This is a genomic window from Gimesia panareensis (assembly GCF_007748155.1).
Classification (GTDB): domain Bacteria; phylum Planctomycetota; class Planctomycetia; order Planctomycetales; family Planctomycetaceae; genus Gimesia; species Gimesia panareensis.
Map to the genome: position 1 here is coordinate 4,059,706 of NZ_CP037421.1, position 20,628 is coordinate 4,080,333.

General features: G+C 55.2%; 18 protein-coding genes. 3 read left to right on the forward strand and 15 right to left on the reverse strand.

The genetic code is table 11. The annotated features are described in order from the left end of the window. Window positions 1-56: 56 nt before the first annotated feature. The 12 genes from Enr10x_RS15100 to asnB all read right to left on the reverse strand — a co-directional run bounded on the left by Enr10x_RS15100 (window position 57) and on the right by asnB (window position 13,683). Window positions 57-890: an aldolase/citrate lyase family protein gene (locus Enr10x_RS15100; protein WP_197995042.1), complete on the reverse strand. Its 834-nt coding sequence runs from the start codon at window positions 888-890 to the stop codon at window positions 57-59. Beyond that, window positions 890-2,404 (reverse strand): murein biosynthesis integral membrane protein MurJ, encoded by a 1,515-nt coding sequence (gene murJ, locus Enr10x_RS15105; RefSeq protein ID WP_145450529.1) that lies wholly within the window; start codon window positions 2,402-2,404, stop codon window positions 890-892. The genes Enr10x_RS15100 and murJ overlap by 1 nt, the downstream gene beginning before the upstream one ends. A 27-nt stretch (window positions 2,405-2,431) precedes the next feature. After that, window positions 2,432-3,433: an SDR family NAD(P)-dependent oxidoreductase gene (locus Enr10x_RS15110; RefSeq protein WP_145450530.1), complete on the reverse strand. Its 1,002-nt coding sequence runs from the start codon at window positions 3,431-3,433 to the stop codon at window positions 2,432-2,434. 38 nt (window positions 3,434-3,471) lie between these two features. Then, on the reverse strand, window positions 3,472-4,596 hold the full coding sequence (locus Enr10x_RS15115) for a nucleotidyltransferase family protein (protein ID WP_197997217.1): 1,125 nt from the start codon (window positions 4,594-4,596) through the stop codon (window positions 3,472-3,474). Window positions 4,597-4,670: 74 nt separating this feature from the next. Further along, window positions 4,671-5,831, reverse strand: coding sequence for a UDP-N-acetylglucosamine 2-epimerase (gene neuC, locus Enr10x_RS15120; RefSeq protein WP_145106242.1), 1,161 nt, complete (start codon window positions 5,829-5,831; stop codon window positions 4,671-4,673). Then, on the reverse strand, window positions 5,828-6,835 hold the full coding sequence (gene neuB / locus Enr10x_RS15125; protein ID WP_145106240.1) for an N-acetylneuraminate synthase: 1,008 nt from the start codon (window positions 6,833-6,835) through the stop codon (window positions 5,828-5,830). The genes neuC and neuB overlap by 4 nt, the downstream gene beginning before the upstream one ends. Beyond that, window positions 6,832-7,470: an acetyltransferase gene (locus Enr10x_RS15130; RefSeq protein ID WP_145106238.1), complete on the reverse strand. Its 639-nt coding sequence runs from the start codon at window positions 7,468-7,470 to the stop codon at window positions 6,832-6,834. The genes neuB and Enr10x_RS15130 overlap by 4 nt, the downstream gene beginning before the upstream one ends. Then, a complete protein-coding gene (locus tag Enr10x_RS15135) occupies window positions 7,467-8,618 on the reverse strand; it encodes a LegC family aminotransferase (protein WP_145106234.1) in 1,152 nt (383 codons plus the stop codon). The genes Enr10x_RS15130 and Enr10x_RS15135 overlap by 4 nt, the downstream gene beginning before the upstream one ends. 45 nt (window positions 8,619-8,663) lie before the next feature. Next, a complete protein-coding gene (locus tag Enr10x_RS15140; protein WP_145106232.1) occupies window positions 8,664-9,392 on the reverse strand; it encodes an acylneuraminate cytidylyltransferase family protein in 729 nt (242 codons plus the stop codon). 193 nt (window positions 9,393-9,585) lie between these two features. Next, complete coding sequence (locus Enr10x_RS15145; RefSeq protein WP_145106229.1) at window positions 9,586-10,908, reverse strand: O-antigen ligase family protein; 1,323 nt, start codon at window positions 10,906-10,908, stop codon at window positions 9,586-9,588. Between the two features lie 204 nt (window positions 10,909-11,112). Continuing rightward, window positions 11,113-11,802 (reverse strand): sugar transferase, encoded by a 690-nt coding sequence (locus Enr10x_RS15150; protein ID WP_197996459.1) that lies wholly within the window; start codon window positions 11,800-11,802, stop codon window positions 11,113-11,115. 42 nt (window positions 11,803-11,844) lie between these two features. Next, window positions 11,845-13,683 (reverse strand): asparagine synthase (glutamine-hydrolyzing), encoded by a 1,839-nt coding sequence (gene asnB / locus Enr10x_RS15155; RefSeq protein WP_145106227.1) that lies wholly within the window; start codon window positions 13,681-13,683, stop codon window positions 11,845-11,847. Between the two features lie 383 nt (window positions 13,684-14,066). Here asnB and Enr10x_RS15160 point away from each other — a divergent pair, with 383 nt between their 5' ends. From Enr10x_RS15160 to Enr10x_RS15170, 3 genes are read left to right on the forward strand one after another with little or no spacing between them, the layout of a single operon-like run. After that, a complete protein-coding gene (locus Enr10x_RS15160; protein ID WP_145450532.1) occupies window positions 14,067-15,332 on the forward strand; it encodes a glycosyltransferase family protein in 1,266 nt (421 codons plus the stop codon). 45 nt (window positions 15,333-15,377) lie between these two features. Continuing rightward, window positions 15,378-16,319: a polysaccharide deacetylase family protein gene (locus Enr10x_RS15165; protein WP_197997218.1), complete on the forward strand. Its 942-nt coding sequence runs from the start codon at window positions 15,378-15,380 to the stop codon at window positions 16,317-16,319. Further along, window positions 16,316-17,110 carry a formyltransferase family protein gene (locus Enr10x_RS15170; RefSeq protein WP_145450534.1) on the forward strand — a complete coding sequence of 265 codons (795 nt, stop codon included), beginning with the start codon at window positions 16,316-16,318 and terminating at the stop codon, window positions 17,108-17,110. Before Enr10x_RS15165 ends, Enr10x_RS15170 begins: the two co-directional genes overlap by 4 nt. Before the next feature lie 16 nt (window positions 17,111-17,126). On the opposite strand, the gene Enr10x_RS15175 is transcribed toward Enr10x_RS15170, so the two are convergent. The 3 genes from Enr10x_RS15175 to Enr10x_RS15185 all read right to left on the reverse strand — a co-directional run bounded on the left by Enr10x_RS15175 (window position 17,127) and on the right by Enr10x_RS15185 (window position 20,566). Continuing rightward, on the reverse strand, window positions 17,127-17,879 hold the full coding sequence (locus Enr10x_RS15175) for a creatininase family protein (protein WP_145450535.1): 753 nt from the start codon (window positions 17,877-17,879) through the stop codon (window positions 17,127-17,129). A 6-nt stretch (window positions 17,880-17,885) separates the two neighbouring features. Continuing rightward, window positions 17,886-19,535 carry a sodium:solute symporter family transporter gene (locus tag Enr10x_RS15180; protein WP_145450536.1) on the reverse strand — a complete coding sequence of 550 codons (1,650 nt, stop codon included), beginning with the start codon at window positions 19,533-19,535 and terminating at the stop codon, window positions 17,886-17,888. A 95-nt stretch (window positions 19,536-19,630) separates the two neighbouring features. Continuing rightward, on the reverse strand, window positions 19,631-20,566 hold the full coding sequence (locus tag Enr10x_RS15185) for a hypothetical protein (RefSeq protein WP_232093018.1): 936 nt from the start codon (window positions 20,564-20,566) through the stop codon (window positions 19,631-19,633). Between the last annotated feature and the right edge of the window lie 62 nt (window positions 20,567-20,628).

The window sequence follows — 20,628 nt, forward strand, 5'->3', positions numbered from 1 at the left end:
GTTTGTCTTTTCGCGTGAAATCGTCGACGTGGAAAACCCGATTGAATCGATCCCACTCAGGAGGCGTTTCGCTCGGACAGATCATTCCGGGCCACCTGATTGATCGCATGGTAGAGTGTCTGTTTATCCTGTTCAATCTCAAATTTGGATCGTTTGAGCAGCGCGGCGAAATGCTGATTGACTTTCTCCAGTTCCAGAGGCAGATCGATCTTTTCCTGGAGTTCCTGCAAACTGTAAGCCAGCTGATGAAATGAACGTGAGAGAATGACCCACTCCGATCCCAGGCGGGCATGCTCGCTCAGCACCAGACGACCGGAAACCAGCCCGGTATCAATGGTCGAAATCCCGCCGATCCCGAAGGGAATCTCTGCTTCGCGGCAGATCGCCGACATTTCTTCTACCATCCCGTTGGACATGAGTTCAAACATGAAGCCCAGTTCCAGTTCCAGGTGCAGATCGTTCAGCCCGATGTGTACCTGCGAAACTCCCGGCAGCTGGACAATCAGTTCAAGCTGCTGCATGGCGCCCAGGGTCTCGACGAGTGGCACCACCTGCGCCCGGGAATCAACGCGGTTACAAAACCATTCGACCTCTTCCACAGAGCGGAACATCGGCAGCATCAGGGCATCGGCCCCCTGATCGAGAACCTGTTCGATCTCATCTGCGGATTTCGGATTCAGCGGATTGACCCGCACCAGAACTTCTGCCTGGCGAACCGCTTCTTTCACGCTGGAAATGCTTTCCACACGGTGATGTGAGATGACAGTATCTCTGTCTCCCTGGCGCTCGACTTTTCCGAGCAGTTCCAGGTCAATGAATATACGATCCACCCCGCACTGATCTACGTACTTTGCGATTTCAGGGCAATCGGTGATATATAAATACTTCATTATAGAGACAGCTTCCTGTGGAAACGCGGGAGGTGGTTTCTCAGAATCAGCAAAACGGCGCCGAAGCAGAATAATCCCACGAATCCAGAATAGACAACCAGCATTACCGGTTCCGTAATCACTCTCAATATCATAGCGGAAATCGCAATTCCTGAGAATGTCAGCAGAACCAATGCGGCACAATGTTTCAAATTGACTCCTTCAATGACAGAAACCTGCATTTTCAGGTGCAGACCGACCGTCAGCATCAGAAAGTGGAACCAGCTGGTCAGCACGAAGGCGAGCATGACCCCTGAGATCCCCATAAAGTTACGTAAAACCAGTGAAAGTACCACCAGGCAACCCAGAGAAATCAGGCTGAACTTAAAAGGAATCATGGTTTCATGCCGGGCATAGAATACATCCATCGTCAGAATGGACATGATCAGGGCCGGCATCGATAAAATCGCGATCTGAAGCAGTTCTGCCGTCCGTGTGGCATCGTAGGCGGAAAACTGCCCCCGCTGAAAGAGTAACGAGATCATCGGTTCAGCACAGCCGTAAATCACGACGGTCACAGGAATCGAGATCAGCAGGATCAGCCCCGACGCCTGGCTGATCATTCGCGAGCCGACATCCGCTTTTCCTTCAGCAAACGCGTGACTCAATCGCGGAAAGATGACCATGGTCAGAATGGCCCCCAGCAGGCCGCGGGGTAATTCCACCAGTTTCTGTGCGTATTCGAACAGACTGATGCCCCCCGTGAAAGCAGAGGCGAAGGAACGCGAGACCACCGGAAAGGCAATGACCAGGCCAATGGCGGTCAGTGCCTGAAAATATTTTACGATCAGACGCCGGTTCAGGGTTTCAAATTTCAGCAGGTTGCGAAATCCGCCCTGAAACGCGCCGGTGATGAAGCAGGGAATCAGTTGCGTCACGAGACGAAACAGTGCCGCCCCGACCACAGCCCAGGCCAGGATCGAGAGCTGGTCCGGTGTGACCCAGAACAGAATGGCTAAAATCAGGATCAGGTTAAAGAACAGATTTCCGTAGGCAGGTACCAGTGGTTTATGCTGCGACTGCAGAACGGCCCCGGTGACCGCGGTGACGGTCGAGAGCGGGAACGCCCATAAGACAATCATAATCAACGGGCTGGCCTGGCTGATCTGTGCTGCAGAAAACCCGGAAGCGAGCCCCCGCGTAAACCAGGGTGCCACGCACGCCAGCAGTAAAGCGAGGATTCCTGAAATCAGAGCCACCGCAAGCATCGTCTGCACGATCAACTGGCTGGCAGATTGACCGGCGGACTCCTGATTCCGGCGATGAATTTCGGGCACGAGCACCGCCGCCATCGCGCCGCCGATCAGCATCGCGTTCAGAAAATCGGGAACGGAAATCATCAACACGGCCAGGTCATTGGCATAAGAAACGCCCAGAACCGTGGCCAGTCCCAAAACGCGCAGCAGCCCGGTCAATCGCCCAAAAATCATGGCGATGGCAACGAGCAGTGCTGAGATGGAAACAGAGCGTGACATAGGCTTTTATCTGAAAGGGGATGTGAACTAAATCGTATAACGTTCCGCGTTAAAATATTGTAAGTTGCGTCCGATCCACTCCGCCGTGGCTGCCAGTCCGTCTTTGAAAGATACCTGACTCTGCCAGCCGGTCAGCTTCTGGATTTTGGTGTTGTCTGCCAGCAGTCGATTGACTTCGCTTTTTTCGGGTCGAATCCGGTCCTCGTCACAGATGATGGGCACGTCCCGTCCGGTGACTTCCATCAACAGACGGGCCGTCTCTTCAATAGACCATTCTTCTCCACTGCCGATATTCACGACTTCCCCTTCCGCCTGGGAGCAGAGGGCCAGCGAAATCATGCCGGCCGCGGTATCGGTGGCAAAGTTGAAATCGCGGGTGGGAGTCAATGCCCCGAGCGTCAGTTCCGAGCAACCGGCCTGCAGCTGACTGGCGATCGTCGGGATCACGGCTCGTGCAGTCTGACGGGGACCGAAGGTATTGAAGGGTCTGGCGGTCACCACGGGCAGTTCAAACGAGAGATGAAAACTCTCGGCCATTTTATCCGCGCCGATTTTACTGGCGGAATAAGGAGACTGACCGACCAGGGGATGCTGTTCATTGATGGGAACCTGCTGAGCGGTCCCATAGACTTCCGATGTGGAAACGTGTACGAGCCGGGTGAGGCTGTCTGAATTGCGGCAGGCCTGCAGCACATTCAATGCACCGGTGATATTCGTATCGACATACGAGCGTGCGGCCACGTAGCTGTAGGGAATCGCGATCAGGCTCGACAGATGAAACACGTAGTCGCAGCCATTGACGGCCAGTTGAATCCGTTCGGCATCACGAATGTCCCCCTGAATAATCTCGACCTGTTTGAGAATTTCAGGAGAGACATCATTCAACCAGCCAATCTGATTCCACGAATTGTAATACACGAGTGCACGCACGCGAGCCCCGGCCTGGACGAGCTGTTCGACCAGATGACTGCCGATGAATCCATCGGCACCGGTAACCAGTGTTTGTTGACCTGCTAACGACTCAGACATTCATTTGCTTCTTTGACATGATAATTGGTTTCCCGAGATCAGGCGGCACGGCGTTGATTCAGTTGAATGTGTACGGCACTTTCATCATCCTGATCCGTGCCTTCCAGTGTTTCCCGGGCCAGTTTGAGTTCGGTTCGGGCCTTATCCAGCTCGGCGGGAGTTCCGATGTCCGACCAGTATTCATGGACCGGAAAGACGGCCACACCCGGTTCACTGGTTAGGTTCGACTCGATCAGATCGGTCATGTTGAACGGTTGATTGCGGGGGACCTGACTGACCGCCTCGGGTGAGAGGGCATAGATTCCCGCATTACATAAAAACTGTTGTGATGGTTTTTCTTCCAAACGCACCGCAAACGGCCCCTCGGTCTTGATCACGCCATACGGAATTTCGACGTGATAATCGATGGCAGCCACGGTGAGCACGGCAGCATGTTTCTGGTGAAAGTCCAGCAGCGACTGATAATTGATCGAAGTAAAGACATCGCCGTTCATCAACAGCAGCGGACCGGTGGGAGTCTCTTCAATCAGAGACAGGGCACCCGCTGTTCCCAGTTTTTCCCGCTCGCGGAGATATTGAATTTCAGTACCGAACCGGCTGCCATCTCCTAAATGGGCTTCGATCATCTCTGCCAGATAATTCACGGCAATATAAATCCGCTTCACTCCCGCTGTCGCCAGACGACGCACCTGTCGCTCGATCAATGGCATGCCCCCGACTTCCACCAGTGGTTTGGGCAGATTTTCCGTGAGCGGCAGCAGGCGACGGCCTTCCCCGCCTGCCATGATCAGGGCACAGCTGAAGCCGGATGCATGCCCGGTGTCTGATTTGCGTGTCAGCCCGGACAAGAGTACGACTTCGACGACCTGATTGTCTGCGTTCACCAGCGGCATCGCTTCCAGTCCGCTCGATTCCAGCAGTTCGACCAGCGAAGACTGAGACATCCCGGCGTCAGCTTTGGTCGGTCGACGGTTCATGATCTGGGTGGCGGAATCCTGCAGCCGTAAACCGGAAAGTAAGCCGCGACGGACATCGCCGTCGGTAATGACTCCCTGCAGCTGTTGTCCAGAATCGACGATGACGGCGATTCCTTTTTTGCCGGCTTCGATGGCGCGAATCGCCTCTGTGATATCTGCTGTCGCGCTGATCAGACAATCATTCATAACGTCCATCCCTGGCACCATATCCGAACAGGGATTCCTTTTCCCTGTTTGATTTCAGCTCTCCGATCTCGACCTTAATCCAGATCATAAAAGGATTTTTGAGTCGTCCGACCGGGAAAATTCTCTTTGAGGATACTGATAATTTGTGATGTCGTCTGCCCCTCACCGTAAGGGTTTGTGGCCTGCAGACGGCTTTTCTGGAAGTCGGAAGAATACAATGTTTTAAAAGCCGACGCTATACCTGTTTCCGTGGGCTCACAATCGATGACCAGTTCCGATTTGATCCGCCCGGTTTGACGGTTCCCGATGTTGATCGTTCCGATCCTAAATCCGGGTGCTTCAATGATTCCGCTCGACGAATTGCCGACCACCGCATCCACAAACTGCATCATCGACAGATACCGCAGTTGACCCAGACTAACATAAGCGTGAAAGCGATCCGGTTGCTTCGCCACAAATTCATCGATCAGCTGATTAATAATCCGTCCATCGGTATCCGCATTGGTTTTCGTAAAGATCACGTTGGTGTCTGGCTGCTGCTCCAGAACATTCAACAGGCTTTGAACCTGTTCCAGAGACGAATTATGCTCGAGCGTCACCGGGTGAAACGTGCATAACAGGTTGTGTTTATTGAACTTAAACCCCAGATCCTGTTCCAGCTTTTCGCGGGAAAGCAGCGACAGCCGCTGCAGATTGTCCAGACCGATCGCACCCACATTGAAGACCCGTTCGGGCGCTTCGCCCAGTTGAATCACCCGCTTCCGGTAAGCTTCCGTAGAGGTAAAATGCAGATGGCTCATCTTGGTGATCGAATGCCGCAGCGCGTCGTCAAAGGCGCCTTCGGTCACTTCCCCTCCATGCAGATGGGCCACCGGAATACGGCTGATGTGAGCCGCTGAGACGGCGCTGAAGATTTCATAGCGATCACCGAGAACCACGATCAGATCGGGGTTCAGTCGGGAAAAGGCTTCCGAGAAACTGATCAGCCCCAGCCCCATGGACTTACAGATCCCAACCGGCGTGTCGGAGCTGAGAACGACTTCCACTTTTTCGTCGATCGTGTAGCCGTCTGCTTCGATCTCGCGATAGGTCAGACCAAATTCGGGGGAGAGATGCGAGCCGGTCACCAGCAGTTGCAGCTGGAAAGCATCGTCCGCGCGCAGCGCCGCCAGCAAGGGGCTGAGCAGACCGTATTCGGCCCGCGATCCAGTGACAACGCAGACACGGTTACTCATAGTTCAATGATTTCGTCTTCCACATAATCCCGTCGGGCCACCTGGTTGATGACCTGATCCCACTGCATCGGACTGATCCCGGTGCCCGGCCGTTTGACGCAGAGGTTCGCTTCGGTAAACGTTTCTCCCTGCTTGATGTCCCGGGCGGCGATGATGCTTTTACGGACGACAGGTTTGTTTTTGGATTCGGAAGCCGAGGGTCGCTTCAGCGGACTGCCCAGCGATTTTTCCGTATTGCGGATGCCGCGAACCAACATCATCAACTCATCCGGTTCCAGCGACGCTGCATGATCCGGGCCTTCCATGTTCTTATCAAGCGTGAAGTGTTTTTCAATCACGGTTGCACCGAGTGCCGTTGCCGCGATCGAGACTTCGATGCCCAGTGTATGATCCGAATAGCCGACTTTGACGCCGAAGGCATCGCGAATGGTGAGCATGGCCCGCAGGTTCACATCCTGGATGGGAGTCGGGTACTCGGTGTTGCAGTGCAACACCGTAATATTTTCGCGGGCGATGCCGTTATCGATCAGAATGGCAAGTGCGTCTTCGATCTCTCCCAGATCGGCCATGCCGGTCGAGAGGACCACGCGATGAAAGGTCTGTGCGACTTTCTTCAGGTAGGGATAATTCGTGATTTCACCAGAGGGGACCTTGATGAGTTCCAGCCCCAGTGATTTCAACAGATCGATACTTTCCAGATCGAAGGGGGTCGAGATAAAGACGATCCCGGACTGTTCGCAGTAGTCGAACAGTTCCCGATGGGTCTCCTGGTTGATCTCCAGCTTTTTCAGGAGGGTGAACTGGGTATCCGATTCCCCCTCGGCACTGTTCTTCATCTGATACTCCGCCTGCGGGGCGGATTTGCAGACCAGTTTTTCGGTTTTGAAGGTCTGAAACTTGATCGCATCGGCGCCGGCCTGCACGGCGGCATCGATCATTTTTTTCGCGGTTTCCACACTTCCATTATGATTCACGCCGGCTTCGGCGATAACAAATACGCTCATTTCGCGGGTACTCCTTTGACTAAGGCTCCATCCTCGACATCCCGGACGACGACCGCGCCAGCGGCAACGACGGCATTGGCACCGATGTGCCTGCCCTGAATGACCACGGCACCGGCTCCCAGGAACGCGTTCTCACCAACAGTGACTCCGCCACTCAGGATGACTCCCGGTGCGAGAAACGCGTGTTGTCTGATTTCACAATCGTGATCGATGCGGGCTCCCGTATTGACCACGACACCGGCTCCCAGCCGGGTTTCTGTCTGAATAATCGCCCCCGCCATCACTTGTACTCCCTCCGCCAGTGAAACGGAGGGCGACAGGATGGCACTCGAATGCACCAGGGCGGGTTGCTGGAATCCCAGTTCGCGCACCTGCTCGAACAAGGTACGGCGAAATTGTGTCGAGCGGGTACTGCCCACAGCCACGATAGCGTGCCCGATGCCCTGCTCTCTGAGGGCCGGCAGTTCTTTGTCGGTCCCCAGTACGGGAACTCCTTTGACCTGGCTGCCGATGGCGAGGTCCGGATCCAGAATTCCCGACAGCGAACAGGTTCCACTTTCCAGAAGGAGATCGATGAGGACCCTGGCGTGCCCCCCTCCTCCGAGCAAAATGACTGGTTCACTGTGTTGATTCATGACGACTCAAAATAGTCTTTGATACATTGTACGACATACCGGATATCTGCTTCGCTCAGCTGCACACTGGAGGGAATCGAGATGCAGCGTGCATAGACTGCTGCGGTTTCTTCCAGCTGGTATGACTGACATTCCTGATACATGGGCAGGGTGTGCATCAGCTTCCAGGCCGGCCGGACCTGGACCTTGCGTTCCAGTAAAAAATCCATCAATGGCTGACGATCCGCGGGCGGAACCAGCAGCGTGCAGAGCCAAAAATTGCTCCGGGCCCAGGGCTCCTCCCAGGCGAGTTCGGCCTGGGGGATCTCAGCCAGCAGTTCCCGATAAAGAATGGCGTGCCTGCGTTTGATCTCCAGAAATCCGTCAAGCTGTTCCAACTGGGCAACTCCCAGCGCCGCCTGAATATTGGTGAGCCGGTAGTTGAAACCGACCTCGTCGTGTTCGTATTCGAACGGTTTGCGGTTGGCCTGCGTGCTCAGGTGCCGAATGTGGCTGGCGAGGGCCTCATCATTCGTCGTCACCATGCCGCCACCGCCACAGGTGATGATCTTGTTTCCGTTAAAAGAAAAACAGCCCACCCGCGCGAGTCCGCCGGTCTTGCGTCCGTGATACTCGGATCCCAGGCTTTCGGAGGCGTCCTCAATGACGGGCAGCTGAAATTCTGCTGCGATCTCATTCAGGGGATCCATGTCGACCGGATGTCCGAAAATGTGTACGGGCAGAATCGCGCTGACCCTGCGACCGGTACGACGATTCAGAACGGCGTCGGCCTCACGGGTACATTCCTCGGTGAGGAACTGCCGGACCTTGTCAGGATCCAGGTTGAAGGTCGCAGGATCCGAGCCGATGAAGACCGGGTCTGCTCCGCAGTAATGAATGGCGTTCACCGGTGCGATAAAGGTGAAAGTGGGCGCCAGGACTTCATCGCCGGGCTGTACTCCGCAGGCCAAGAGCGCCAGATGCAGGGCGGCGGTGCCATTCACGGTAGCGACACCGAATCGAGTATCGACGTACTCGCTGACCGACTGTTCGAAACGATCGACGTAGGTTCCGACCGAAGAGACCCAGCCTGTGTCCAGGCAGTCCTTCAGATAGTTCCATTCATTTCCGGACAGGTTCGGTATCGATAACGGAATCGTTTCGCGCATGACTTGCACAATTCATAAAAGGAGCAACATCGACGAGCGTAGAACTCAGGCTGCTTTACTGCGGGATGCTGCCTGCAGCTGATTTTTCATTAACAGGTTGGCGACTAGAAATTCCCACTCGGTGTCGATTTCCCACGATCGCTCGGTCGGCATCAGGTAACCATAGGTTTCCCCCGTCGGCCGAAAGGTTTTCAACTCGCGGAACGCTTCCGTCTGCAGGACATACAGCGCCCCATTGAATGCATACACGTCTTCCAGTAACTGCCTGCGCAGCTGCGACTCATCGCGTTGTTCGGTCAGTTCCACCAGCAGTCCCTCTTCGTTCATGCCACGCAGACAGATCGGGTGACTGGGGGCGTGCATCATCCCGATGACGGACTTCGCATTTTTTTTCCGCGCGAACCGGATCGAACCGTCGATGTCCTCCGCGATTCGAAAGGGAGAGGTCGGCTGCAGCATGACCACATAGTCGGCGAGAAACTGTTCCTGCTCTTCGAGAAATTCAATCGCATGCAGGACCACATCCACGTGACTGGAATCATCGAGTGCCAGTTTCAAGGGACGCAGGAACGGGACTTCGGCTCCATACTGCCGCGCGATGGAGGCGATCTCTTTGTCATCGGTCGAAACGATGACTCGCTCCAGTTCCTGGCTGGCGAGGGCCGCCTCGATCGTCCAGGCAATCAGCGGCTTGCCGGCCAGTTCCTTGATATTCTTATACGGGACTCCCTTGGAGCCACCTCGAGCCGTGATTAAACCGATCGCACCGGCCATCCCTGGCCCCCCTTCTGAATTAGCGCTTAAACGTCAGAGTGATCGCGACTTAAAAAATCCATTTCACGGCTCTGACAGTCTGAAAATCCTGCGAATTTACTGCGCGGGAATCATATTTCAACCTGTTTTTTGTGTAAAGGTGGAAACGATCCCGGCTTGAGGCGTGGCTGAGAAACTGGGTTCGACTTGCCCGTCAGGCAGCCTTAGGGACCGCTTCCGGCTCGTCAGCCTTCGTTTCCGTCACGATTTCCCGAGGCAGATCGCCCTGGCTGATTCCTTTCGCGGAAATGCCGGCGGCACAGGTCAGACCGATCAGATAGCCGAACAGTCCCCCCTCGGTGGTATCGAGCATCAGTGAATTCGCGAGACAACCGATCAGGTAGACTCCCACAACGGCCTGTGTCAGTGAGGGTTCGAGACCGGTTCCCCCCCGGGCAGAATGCCAGCTGAACCAGAACAGCAGCAGGAACAGCCCCATTCCCAGCGCGCCATTCTGTACCAGCAGCATGATATATTCGTTGTGGGGATTCTCGGTAACCATCTGCTCCTGCTGTTCGGCCAGTTCGCGGTAACGGGGGGCGAAGCTGCCTGTTCCGGAACCGAAGATCGGGCTCGCGCCAGCCAGTTGCAGACCATTTGCCAGAAACTCAATCCGCAGATTGACGCCACTGGCGTGATCCTGAGTCTGGTGGTAATTTTTAATCTCGGAAAACACGAGATCAATCCGCCGCTGAAAGCGTCCCGATGCCTGGTAGCAGACCAGACCGATGACGAGTACACCCACTCCGGCGGGGATGATTCCTTTATATCCCATTTTCTGATACATCAGCACAACGATCAGGATTCCCACCGCGACATACCCTGAACGTCCCGGCACGATCAACAGCACATTGACGGTTGCGATTAATGACAACACACCCCAGGGCCAGGCTTTGCGGGGGTTGGCCAGAAACCGCCAGGCAGACAGATAGACCAGAAACGACATTAGTATGTTCTGAGTAATCCGGTTTTTAAAGATCGCGTGATCGTGTGAACGGATATCCCACTCAATTCCGAACAGCCAGAGACACATGGAGATCGCCAGCGTAAGTATCAGGCCCAGCTCGAACATGCGAATGCCGCGCAGCCGGGCCCTGCTGTCGAGAAAAAACGACAGGTAGATGGGAATCATCAGAAACTGACGGTATTTGAACAGATTCCTGGTCGCCAGTTTAAAGGTCTGTGGCGTGTAGAGTAATCCAGCCGCCAGGGTGCAGAACAGAATCAGCGAGATCGTCGCGACCGGATAGGTTCTGAGCAGTTTAAAGGTGACCCGATACTGACCGGAGAGAAACCAGCAGACCAGTACTCCCAGGCTGAAGGCTGACGTCAGACTGGTGGAGACGGGAATCGCGAAACCAACACCCAGCGCAAACCAGATACCGGTGCGAAATGAAAGCTCCTGAAAGGTGGAGCGATTCAGTTTCATCACGGGACAGGATTCCAACTGGTTCGGATTACCCTCAAAGATATGCATAAAATCAGATTCCGTCAGACTGCTTCTATCAAATACGTATCAGAGAAAATCAGTAGAGGCGTTCAGAGATGATGGTCTGCAGCAGTTCAGGCATATCAATAGCAGGTATGAGAATTCAGTGCGATATTAATTTTGTCGGTTCTGATTAAGTCACACAGAATCACCATTCCCTAAACCACTTACAGAAAAACACTTACATAGCCTTCAGTTCGTTCCTTCGCAGCGAATCACTTTCCGGATCGTCTGGATCAGGATCTGAACATCAAACTTGAAACTGCACTGCGCCACATATTGCAGGTCAAAATCGATGACCGCCTGCTGTGTCAGCTGGCTCCGTCCGGAGACCTGGGCAAGCCCTGAAACACCGGGCCGCACACTGGCCCGTTTGCGGCGTTCTTCAAGCGTGGCCTGTTCCAGTTCAAATCCGATATATGGACGAGGGCCGATCAGGCTCATTTCCCCGCGAAAGATATTAATCAGTTGTGGCAGTTCGTCGAGGCTGGTCTTACGAATCAGCTTGCCAATGCCTGTGATGCGGTTATCGTTGGCGGACGTGAATTGCGCGCCGGTTTTGTCTGAGCCGGCCCGCATCGAGCGAAATTTGAGAATCGTAAATGGCTGTTCGTTGAGCCCCAGTCGCTGCTGACGAAAGAAAACTGGCCCCGGCGAGGTCAGTTTAATCAACAGAGAAATTACCAGAAAGACGGGGGACAGCGACACCAGTGCCAGCCCACTCAACAGCAGATCGCAGGGCCGCTTACAGAAGTAGCCGGTGCGGACTGGTTGCGAGACCACAGCCGACTCTTGCGGCATGGTTCGGGGATCAAAGTGAGGGCCTCCTGACCGGCGGGTAGCGGAGTGATTCGTTGATTGTGAAAGGCGTTGCTCATCCATGAGACTGACCTGTTTCGTAAATATAATAATGATGAATCGAGTTTAAGCGGCCTTTTTCGAAGCGGTATCCAGCTCAACTGAGCTTTGGATTCCGAGTTCCTCATACGTGGGTGCATGATCGAAGGTTTCATCAATAAACGTGCGTTGCCACAATTCAAATGCGAGCAGCGCCCGCAGAGTTCGCGTATGATTCACGCGACTGGTCTGATGTTCGCGGATCATTTCACTGACCCGTTCCGGCTGGAAGATTCCCCGCTCCAGCGAACGGGACGAGAGCAGAACCTCGTCGACAAAGGGAGCCAGCTCCCGCTTGAACCATTCGCCGATCGGAACTGTAAACATCTGTTTTTTACGGTAAATAATGCTCTGCGGCAGAATCTTTTCGCAGGCCTTTTTCAGAATCACCTTGGTCATGCCATCGCGGAGTTTCAGCGCTCCGGGAATCCGGAAGGCGAGATCGACCATACGGTAATCGAGATAGGGCGCCCGCGGTTCCAGAGAAACCGCCATCGCCATTTTGTCGGGTTTGACCAGATTGTTTCCGGGTAAAAGCAGCTTTGTATCGAGGGCCAGTGCCTGGCTGATCGGGTCCAGATGGCGGAATTCGGCCAGATGCGTCCGGGCGAACTGTGAGGCATCGGCAGAAGCGAGTTTTTGTGCGGTTTCGCTGGAATACAGGGCCCGTTTTTGCGAGGGTTTGAACAGGCTGATGGCACTGATGTAGGCGTTTTCAATCTGCTCGCGGGGAAGCGTGAGGTCCTGTCCGGCAAAGAAGTTGCGATGCACATCGTAGCCGGCAAACAGTTCATCGCCGCCATCTCCGGTGAGGACGACCTTGACCGACTTACGCGCCAGCGAACTGACGCGGTGGGTGGGCATGAAGGAGACATCGCCGTGCGGCTGGTCGTTGTGATAAACGGTCAATGGCCAGCTGGCGGTCAGATTGGGATTCAAGACTTCGCAGGTATGATCGGTACCGCAGAGTTCCGCGACTTCCCGGGCGTAAACTGATTCATCAAAGCGAGGATCATCAAAGCCGATACAGAAAGTCTGCACCGGGTGCGGCAGTTCCTGACTCATCAGGGAGACGACCGAAGAACTGTCAATGCCGCCCGACAGGAATGCGCCCAGCGGGACATCGGCCCGCAGACGGATCTGGACCGCGGCGCGCAGTGTTTCGATCAGTTCTTCACACCAGGATTCTTCGGAACGGCACTCGACCGGGCGGTCTGCCAGGTTCCACCAGCGTCGCTGTTCGGTTCCCTGCAGACTGATTTTGAGCAGATGCCCGGGCATGAGATGGGTAATGTTCTGATAGAGCGTGACCGGCGGCGGAACAAAATTGTAGGTCAGGTAAGCGTCGAAGCCTTCCCAGTTCATCTCGGCTTTGACGCCCATCGCAAACAGGGATTTGATTTCCGAGGCAAAGAGCAGGCGCGTGCCATCGTCATACAGGTAAAGGGGTTTCTGGCCGATGCGGTCGCGATAGAGCAACAGAGCCTGCTTGCGCAGATCGAGGATCGCAATCGCGAACATGCCGTTCAGCTGTTTGACAAAGTCTTCGCCGTCCCGTTCGTAGAGACGCAGGATGACTTCGGTATCGCAGCTGGTTTTGCAGTTCAGCCCCTGTGCCAGCTCTTTGAAGTTATAAATTTCGCCGTTCTGGACCACGACGACCTGCCGGTCATCGGAGAACATGGGCTGATGTCCGCCCGCCAGATCGAGGATCGACAGTCGCTGATTGCCGACCAGCATGCCGTCTGCTTCAAACCAGCCCCGGTCATCGGGGCCCCGGTGCCGCATCCGTTCGCATGCCTGTTCCGCTAATGCAGATCCGAATGGGCGTCGTTCCCGATCAAACCCACCGATAATCCCACACATTACGAATCCTTTCGTCCGCTGTTACTGACTACATACTTCATACTTCCCTGTAAAAATGAAGGTCACGCATTTTCGATATTGTGGCGATTCAGCGAAAGGTCAATTTTCCACTATTAAGCGAATATCGGGCCGATAATCGAAGATATCGGGCTGTTTTCCCGGAAATCGGACGTACTGCAGCAATCGCTCTCCTGAAAATAGTCATCCGCACAGTACACCGGCCCGGTTCCAGCTCCTGAAAAATCCGTCTCATTCTCGACTTTGAAGGGGTCGCTTCCCTGATCTCGTCTTGACAGAAATCGCCATTTCTCAGTTAATCCAGGCCTTTTCCGGCGTCTGAAGTCTGCCAACCCCACTGATCTTTTCTCGTGACTGATTGAACCATGAACCTCCCCTCTCCTGAACGAAAACGGATCCTGGCAGTCTGCTATGGAGGCGGCCATGTCCTGATGCTGATCCCGGTGCTCAAACAGCTGGAGGCACAGGGTTTCGATGTGGAGATCGCGGGCCTGACCACGGCGGCGGCAGCACTGCGGAAAGCCGGTTTTGAACCGTTGGGCTTTCGGGATCTGATCCGCGAAGAAGACACTCGGGCGCGAGAGCACGGCGAACTACTGGCTGCAGAGATGCATCAGGGGAGTAAAGTGAATTCCCTGGAAGAATCAATTGCCTACCTCGGACTGTCTTATGCCGACCTGGAAGATCAACTCGGTGTGGAAGGAGCCGCGGAGGCGTTTGCCGAACGGGGACGACAGGCCTTCCTCCCCCTGGGACCGGTGCGGCGACTGTTTGACCTGGTCCAACCGGATGTGCTGCTGACGACGAATTCACCCCGGGCCGAACTGGCGTCGATCCGCGTTGCCGCGGAACGGGGGATTCCTTCGGTGGGCGTGCTCGACCTGTTTGGCCTGCAGCCTTATAACGATATCCCAGCGGACCGGGTCTGCGTTCCCTTTCACCAGGCAACATCGATTCTCGTGGACCGGGGTCTGAAGCGCGAGTCGCTGACTGTCACCGGGAACCCGAATTTTGACTGGATCCACAAACTGACCGGTGGAGCAGATCAGACCGCTGACTGGCGGAGCCGGCACGGGGTCCAGTCCGATGAACTGCTGGTGCTGTATGGGATGAAGCCGAACTGGGATCAGCACGAAGAGATGATCGTGCAGTGCCTGGAGCAGCTGATCCCTGAGCGTCCGCACTGGAAAGTGGCGGTCCGTCCGCATCCCAACAGCGATGCCGCACTCGCACAGAATGTGATTCAGCGACTGGGGCCGGAGATCGCGTTCCTCAATGAAAACACTCCATTGTCCGATGCGCTGACCGCCTGCGACGCCCTGATCACACACAAATCAACGGTCTCCGTGGAGGCGGCTCTGCTCGGGAAACAGGTCGCGCTGGTGCATTCGAATCACGACTACCCAACGCACGGCATCCCCTTGCACCTGTTTGGCTGGGGGACGTTTTCGATCACCGTGGCGGAAGGCATCGAGGCATTGTCGCACTGGAAAAAAGACTCACCTGCACAGGAAGCCGCACGCGGCGCAGAAGTTCGCACCGCCTGGAACTGCGACGGACAGTCCCACATGCGAATCGCTGCTGTCGTTGCACAGGCACTGGAACAGAGCCAACAGCGCCACGCCGCCTGAAATCAGACACTTTTACTCTACTCAAAACGGGATAGCGGGATACTTTTGAAGACTTCAGACCTCAGACCACACGGCATCATGTTTCATCATTTTTATAATGAGAAACACATCCAGGGACAGGGCGCGATCTCTGCGGATGAACTGGCGCAGATCATTGAATATTATCAGCAGTCCTATCAGATTCTCCCCGCCCGGGAATGGCTGGAGAAAGCGAACCAGGGCACACTGGCCGACAACGAAGCCTGCCTGACGTTTGACGATGCCCTGCTCTGCCAGTACGAAGTGGCTTTGCCCGTGTTACAGCAGTTTGACCTGACGGCATTCTGGTTTGTGTACTCTTCGGTGATTACCGGCGGCAGCGAAAAGCTGGAGATCTATCGCAAATTCCGTACGGCCTGTTTTGAATCGATCGATGAATTCTATCGGTGTTTTTTCAGAACCATTGGCGATTCCCCTTACCAGGCGGACGTCGCGACGGCACTCCGGGGATTCATTCCCGAAGAGTACCTCAAGCAGTTCCCCTTCTATACGAATCCCGATCGGCAGTTTCGCTTCGTGCGGGACCAGGTTCTGGGACCGACTGCTTATACGGAAGTCCTGGATCTGATGATGCAGGCAGAGAAAATTGACCTGCCGGAATTCACCAGCGATCTGTGGATGAATGACCAACAGGTACTCGATCTGCACGAGCGGGAGCATGTGATCGGTCTGCATTCACATACACATCCGACCGCACTGGCAGCGCTGGATGCGAACGCGCAGCGGGCAGAGTACCAGACCAATTTTGAAACGCTGAACCGGATCTTGAGAGTGGCACCGGATACGGTGTCGCATCCCTGCAACTCTTATAACACAGATACGCTGCAGATCCTGAAGGACCTGGAGATCAAAGTCGGTTTTCGTTCGAACATGGCAGAACAGCAGATTTCACAGCTCGAATTTCCCCGCGAAGACCACGCCAACATCATGGATAAAATCGCAGCATGAAGATTACGGTATTCACCAGTAACCAGCCTCGGCACCTTTCCCTGATCGCAGGCCTGGCTTCGATTGCAGATGAGGTGTTCGCCATCCAGGAATGCAACACGATTTTCCCAGGTCAGGTGGCGGACTTTTTCCGGCGTTCGGAAGTGATGCAGGAATACTTCAGCCACGTCATTGCCGCCGAGAAACAGATCTTCGGCGTGCCCCGCTTTTCCCCGGCGAATGTACGTTCGCTGTCGATGAAACTCGGTGACCTGAACCGCCTGGAGATGTCCACACTGCAGCCGGCGCTGGAGAGCGATTATTATGTGGTGTTTGGGAGCAGTTTTATCAAAGGAGAACTGATCGACTTTCTGGTCGATCAGCGTGCCTTGAATATTCACATGGGCGTTTCGCCATATTACCGCGGCAGCAGCTGTAATTTCTGGGCGCTGCAGGAAGGGCACCCCGATTACGTGGGTGCCACGATTCACATGCTGTCCAAGGGACTCGACTCGGGACCGATGCTGTTTCATGCCCTGCCGGCCCCACAGGAAATCGAAGCCTTTCCGCTGGGGATGCAGGCGGTCAAAGCCGCGCATACCGGGCTGATTGAACATCTCAAGGCGGGCACGATTTTCGATTTCGAGCCCGTCGTGCAGGACAAATCGCTGGAGCTCAAGTATACGCGCAACAGTGATTTCACCGATGAAGTGGCAGCCGCCTATTTACAGAATGCCCCCTCGGCAGCCGAAGTAGCGCAGTCCCTGGCAGCGCGGGACCTGGACCGTTTTCTACATCCCTACCTGGTCTGAGTGGCAGCCGATCCGGTTAGAGTTCATCCGTTAATGCTGCTTCCGTGAAGGCAGCGATCACCGACGTCACGCGGGTGACGATCTGGGAAAACATGCGGGCTCCCTTTTCCGCGCTGGCCAGATCGGGACGCCCCGTTGCTCCGGCACTGGTCCGCTGGAACATATCGCGGCAGATATAAACGCCGTCTACCAGGTCGGGTTCATAGTCGATGAAGTTATCAATTTTCGCCGGTCGCACCAGATCGGGGCGGAGGTGCATGATCAGCGAGGTTTCCGCCTCACAGGCATGGCCGAGCGTTTTGCATTCGCCTTCCAGCGCCGCTGCAATTTCCTGTTCGGCGATGGACCAGTAGGAGGCGGCCAGCAACTGACAGTGGCGATAGTGCACCTGCAGACGTCTTAACGCGGTCTGCATCGGTCCGATATTGCCGCCATGTCCGTTCAGAATCAGCACGCGTCGGAAGCCATCGTTCAGCACCGATTCCACGATTTCGTAGAGCAGTGTTTCGTAGTTTTCCACGCGGGGGGTCAGTGTCGCGCCCCAGCGGAGATGATGCTGGCTGGCGCCGAGCCAGAGGGTGGGCAGGAGCAGCAGTGACTCATGCAGATTCTGCTCGACCGCTTCCGCAACCGCGGTACAGATGAAGTCATCGGTGCCGGTCGGCATGTGGGGGCCGTGCTGTTCGACGGCAGCGATTGGAAGGACGACCATCGTGTCTTCGCGCGACACATTCTTGAGTTCGACGGCGGTCATTTCAGCATACTTCATGGCAGATTACTCGCTGGATTCCTGTGAAAGATTCTGTTTTCCCCGCACGACATTCCAATACGTGAGCGGTTCGTCTGCGCCGCTGGTGGGGGTCGTGCCTGTGGTCAGGTTGATCAGCAGACTGACGCCCAGGCCGATGATCATACTCAGGCCGAAGCCGATCGGCCAGTACCAGACCGAAAACCAGTCCGAGTAAAGATACATCAGTGCGATTGTGATCACGGCTCCAATGAAAGTACCGACCCAGACGCCAACCGTATTGGTGTTTCTGAAAAACAGGGCCAGTATAAAGACAGCCAGCAGCGGCCCGCCAAAACCGGCGGTCATTTTTTTGCCGATGGCGAACACATCTCCCATCTCGCCGACATTACAGGCCAGGAAGATCGAGAGGATGCCGATCAGGACCACCAACCCGCGGTCCTGCAGGACTTCGATTTTATTATTCTCCGGTTTCCAGTGCTCGAAGTGACGGTCTCGAAAATCGACCATCAGCGCCGTCGTCACGGAATGAATGCCCGAATCGATACTTGACATGACGGCCGCCATCAGTGCCACCAGAAAGAGTCCGATGACCCCGGGCGGAAAATGCAGACGGACATACTGGGGGAGTGCCTGATCCTGTTTATTCAGGGCTCGAATATCTTCGGCCACATATTCCGGATAGGACTGATAGTATTCGGGAACCGACAGGCCTTTTGCGTCTGCGGTCCGCCAGTCGGGCAGTTCACCATTGAGTTCGGTCGCCAGAACTGAGACCATCTCTTCGGGGAACTGATGATAGTGCGAATAGAGCCCGACGCCGATTGCCAGCAGACCGGGAACGACGGTCCACATGCCGATGATATTAATCATGAAACCGATCTGTGAAGTGCGTTCGGAACGGGCGGAGATGTATCGCTGGACGGCAACCTGGTCGGCACCAAAGGCGGAAAGCCCTTCCAGAAACAGACCGATAATCAGCGCCCAACTGCCGTATTCGAGTGTCATGGACGGGGTAAAATCGATGAGCACATTGCTGCGGCCTGCGAAGTAGGTCGAGATGACTCCGGAAACGCCCCCTTTTGTCTGCCCCAGGATCAGCGCCAGCGTTAACAAAATTGTGATGGTAAAAATGAAGAACTGCAGGACGTCGGTCCACATCACCGCCCGCAGTCCGCCAAGCATCGTATAAAAAATCGAGACGATGCCGAGCACCACGATGACCATCGTCTGATCGACCTGCATCACGTTGGCCAGGACAACGGACGCGGCATAGGTCGCGGAGGCCATCCAGCCGATCCGCAGAAAAATAAACAGACCACTGGCCAGCGAGCGGACGGAGACGTGATAACGGCGTTCCAGATATTCATATGCGGTCTGGCATTTGAGTCGGGCATAAATGGGGATAAACACCCAGAGCACCAGGGGGGCCATCAGTGAGATTGCGACCAGAAACAGGCTGATCCGCAGACCGCTGCCGTAAGCGATGGAGGGATACATCACGAAGCTGTTGGCGGAAAACAGGGTGGCCATGACGCTTAAGCCGACGGGCAGCCAGCCCATGGAATTGCCGGCGGCGAAAAATTCCTGCCGTGACTGATTGCGGCCGAAGTAAATGCCGAGCCCCACGGAGACCAGCAGATAGGCCAGAATGACACCATAATCGATCGTATGCATCTTGCAGACTGTTCTTAACTAAAACGAGTGCGACAGCGAATCGTTTCACTGCCTGAAAATCGGCTGTTATGTTTCAGACTCCAGGCGAGACGGAATCAGTGAGTGGCACTTTCATCGAAGTGGAACTCGGGCTTGCCGGTGAATGTGGTGGACGTAATCGTGGGGCAGATCCGTTTTTCGATATGCTCTACGACCAGTTCGGTTCCCCGAAAATGGCTGATCGGCGGATCGTTCTGCTGGAAGAGGGAATCGGTGAGATCCCGACAGAGCACCGCATTTTTTCCCTGGTAGACCATCTGGCGTAATCCGAACGGACGACCGCAGACACAGAGATTGGTGTGCACGCCCATCAGGACGACATTTTTGATGCCCCGCTGCTCCAGCAGATTATAGACTTCCTGGCCGTTGTCGCTGATGGCATCTTCGTCGGCGATGTCGATGGTCGCGATCTGCCGGGTCCAGGGAATTTTTTCTCCCTTCCAGTGGCGGAGCCCGGTTTCATCGGGAACCCAGCCCTTGCAGGGCACTTTACAGCCACAGCCCCCTGCTCTGACAAAGTCGAGCGGCTGCCCTTCTTTTTCGTCGTTCCAATATTTCCATTTGAAATCGAGAGGCGCTTTCGCAAACGGGGCGTCGATGGCCCGCTGGCGTTGGGGGGTGCCGTCGTAAAAATTCATGCGTCCGCTGGGAGCGTGAATAATAAAGACGCCTTTGTCGCGGGCTGCTTTGAGGGTTTCGTTCATCGCGGGTGCCATTTCCGCGACCCGTTTGGCGGCCTGCTTGCAGGTATGGTCGTCCCACATGTCGCAGACGATGATCGCGGTCTCTTCCGGTTTCCAGTAAACGGCTTCTTTCACAGGACGATATTTTCCGGATGCGTCCGCGCTGCGTTTCTGGAGCACGACGGGAATCGGTTTGGAATCTGCCTTTTTTTCCGCCAGCCCCTGTTCTGCAGCACCTGCGACTAGTGCCAAAAGAAGCACTGCCGCGAGGAACCGTTTTCCCCGATTAAAAAACCATCGCTGATCCATGGTTTTACCCTTTGATCCAATTATTTGAAAAAAATATCAACCAATCCGCGCTTGAGACGAAT

Coding starts and splice junctions, on each gene's coding strand:
- Enr10x_RS15100 (WP_197995042.1), bottom strand. CDS start 890: ATGAAGTATTTATATATCACCGATTGCCCTGAAATCGCAAAGTACGTA.
- murJ (WP_145450529.1), bottom strand. CDS start 2,404: ATGTCACGCTCTGTTTCCATCTCAGCACTGCTCGTTGCCATCGCCATG.
- Enr10x_RS15110 (WP_145450530.1), bottom strand. CDS start 3,433: ATGTCTGAGTCGTTAGCAGGTCAACAAACACTGGTTACCGGTGCCGAT.
- Enr10x_RS15115 (WP_197997217.1), bottom strand. CDS start 4,596: ATGAATGATTGTCTGATCAGCGCGACAGCAGATATCACAGAGGCGATT.
- neuC (WP_145106242.1), bottom strand. CDS start 5,831: ATGAGTAACCGTGTCTGCGTTGTCACTGGATCGCGGGCCGAATACGGT.
- neuB (WP_145106240.1), bottom strand. CDS start 6,835: ATGAGCGTATTTGTTATCGCCGAAGCCGGCGTGAATCATAATGGAAGT.
- Enr10x_RS15130 (WP_145106238.1), bottom strand. CDS start 7,470: ATGAATCAACACAGTGAACCAGTCATTTTGCTCGGAGGAGGGGGGCAC.
- Enr10x_RS15135 (WP_145106234.1), bottom strand. CDS start 8,618: ATGCGCGAAACGATTCCGTTATCGATACCGAACCTGTCCGGAAATGAA.
- Enr10x_RS15140 (WP_145106232.1), bottom strand. CDS start 9,392: ATGGCCGGTGCGATCGGTTTAATCACGGCTCGAGGTGGCTCCAAGGGA.
- Enr10x_RS15145 (WP_145106229.1), bottom strand. CDS start 10,908: ATGCATATCTTTGAGGGTAATCCGAACCAGTTGGAATCCTGTCCCGTG.
- Enr10x_RS15150 (WP_197996459.1), bottom strand. CDS start 11,802: ATGGATGAGCAACGCCTTTCACAATCAACGAATCACTCCGCTACCCGC.
- asnB (WP_145106227.1), bottom strand. CDS start 13,683: ATGTGTGGGATTATCGGTGGGTTTGATCGGGAACGACGCCCATTCGGA.
- Enr10x_RS15160 (WP_145450532.1), top strand. CDS start 14,067: ATGAACCTCCCCTCTCCTGAACGAAAACGGATCCTGGCAGTCTGCTAT.
- Enr10x_RS15170 (WP_145450534.1), top strand. CDS start 16,316: ATGAAGATTACGGTATTCACCAGTAACCAGCCTCGGCACCTTTCCCTG.
- Enr10x_RS15175 (WP_145450535.1), bottom strand. CDS start 17,879: ATGAAGTATGCTGAAATGACCGCCGTCGAACTCAAGAATGTGTCGCGC.
- Enr10x_RS15180 (WP_145450536.1), bottom strand. CDS start 19,535: ATGCATACGATCGATTATGGTGTCATTCTGGCCTATCTGCTGGTCTCC.
- Enr10x_RS15185 (WP_232093018.1), bottom strand. CDS start 20,566: ATGGATCAGCGATGGTTTTTTAATCGGGGAAAACGGTTCCTCGCGGCA.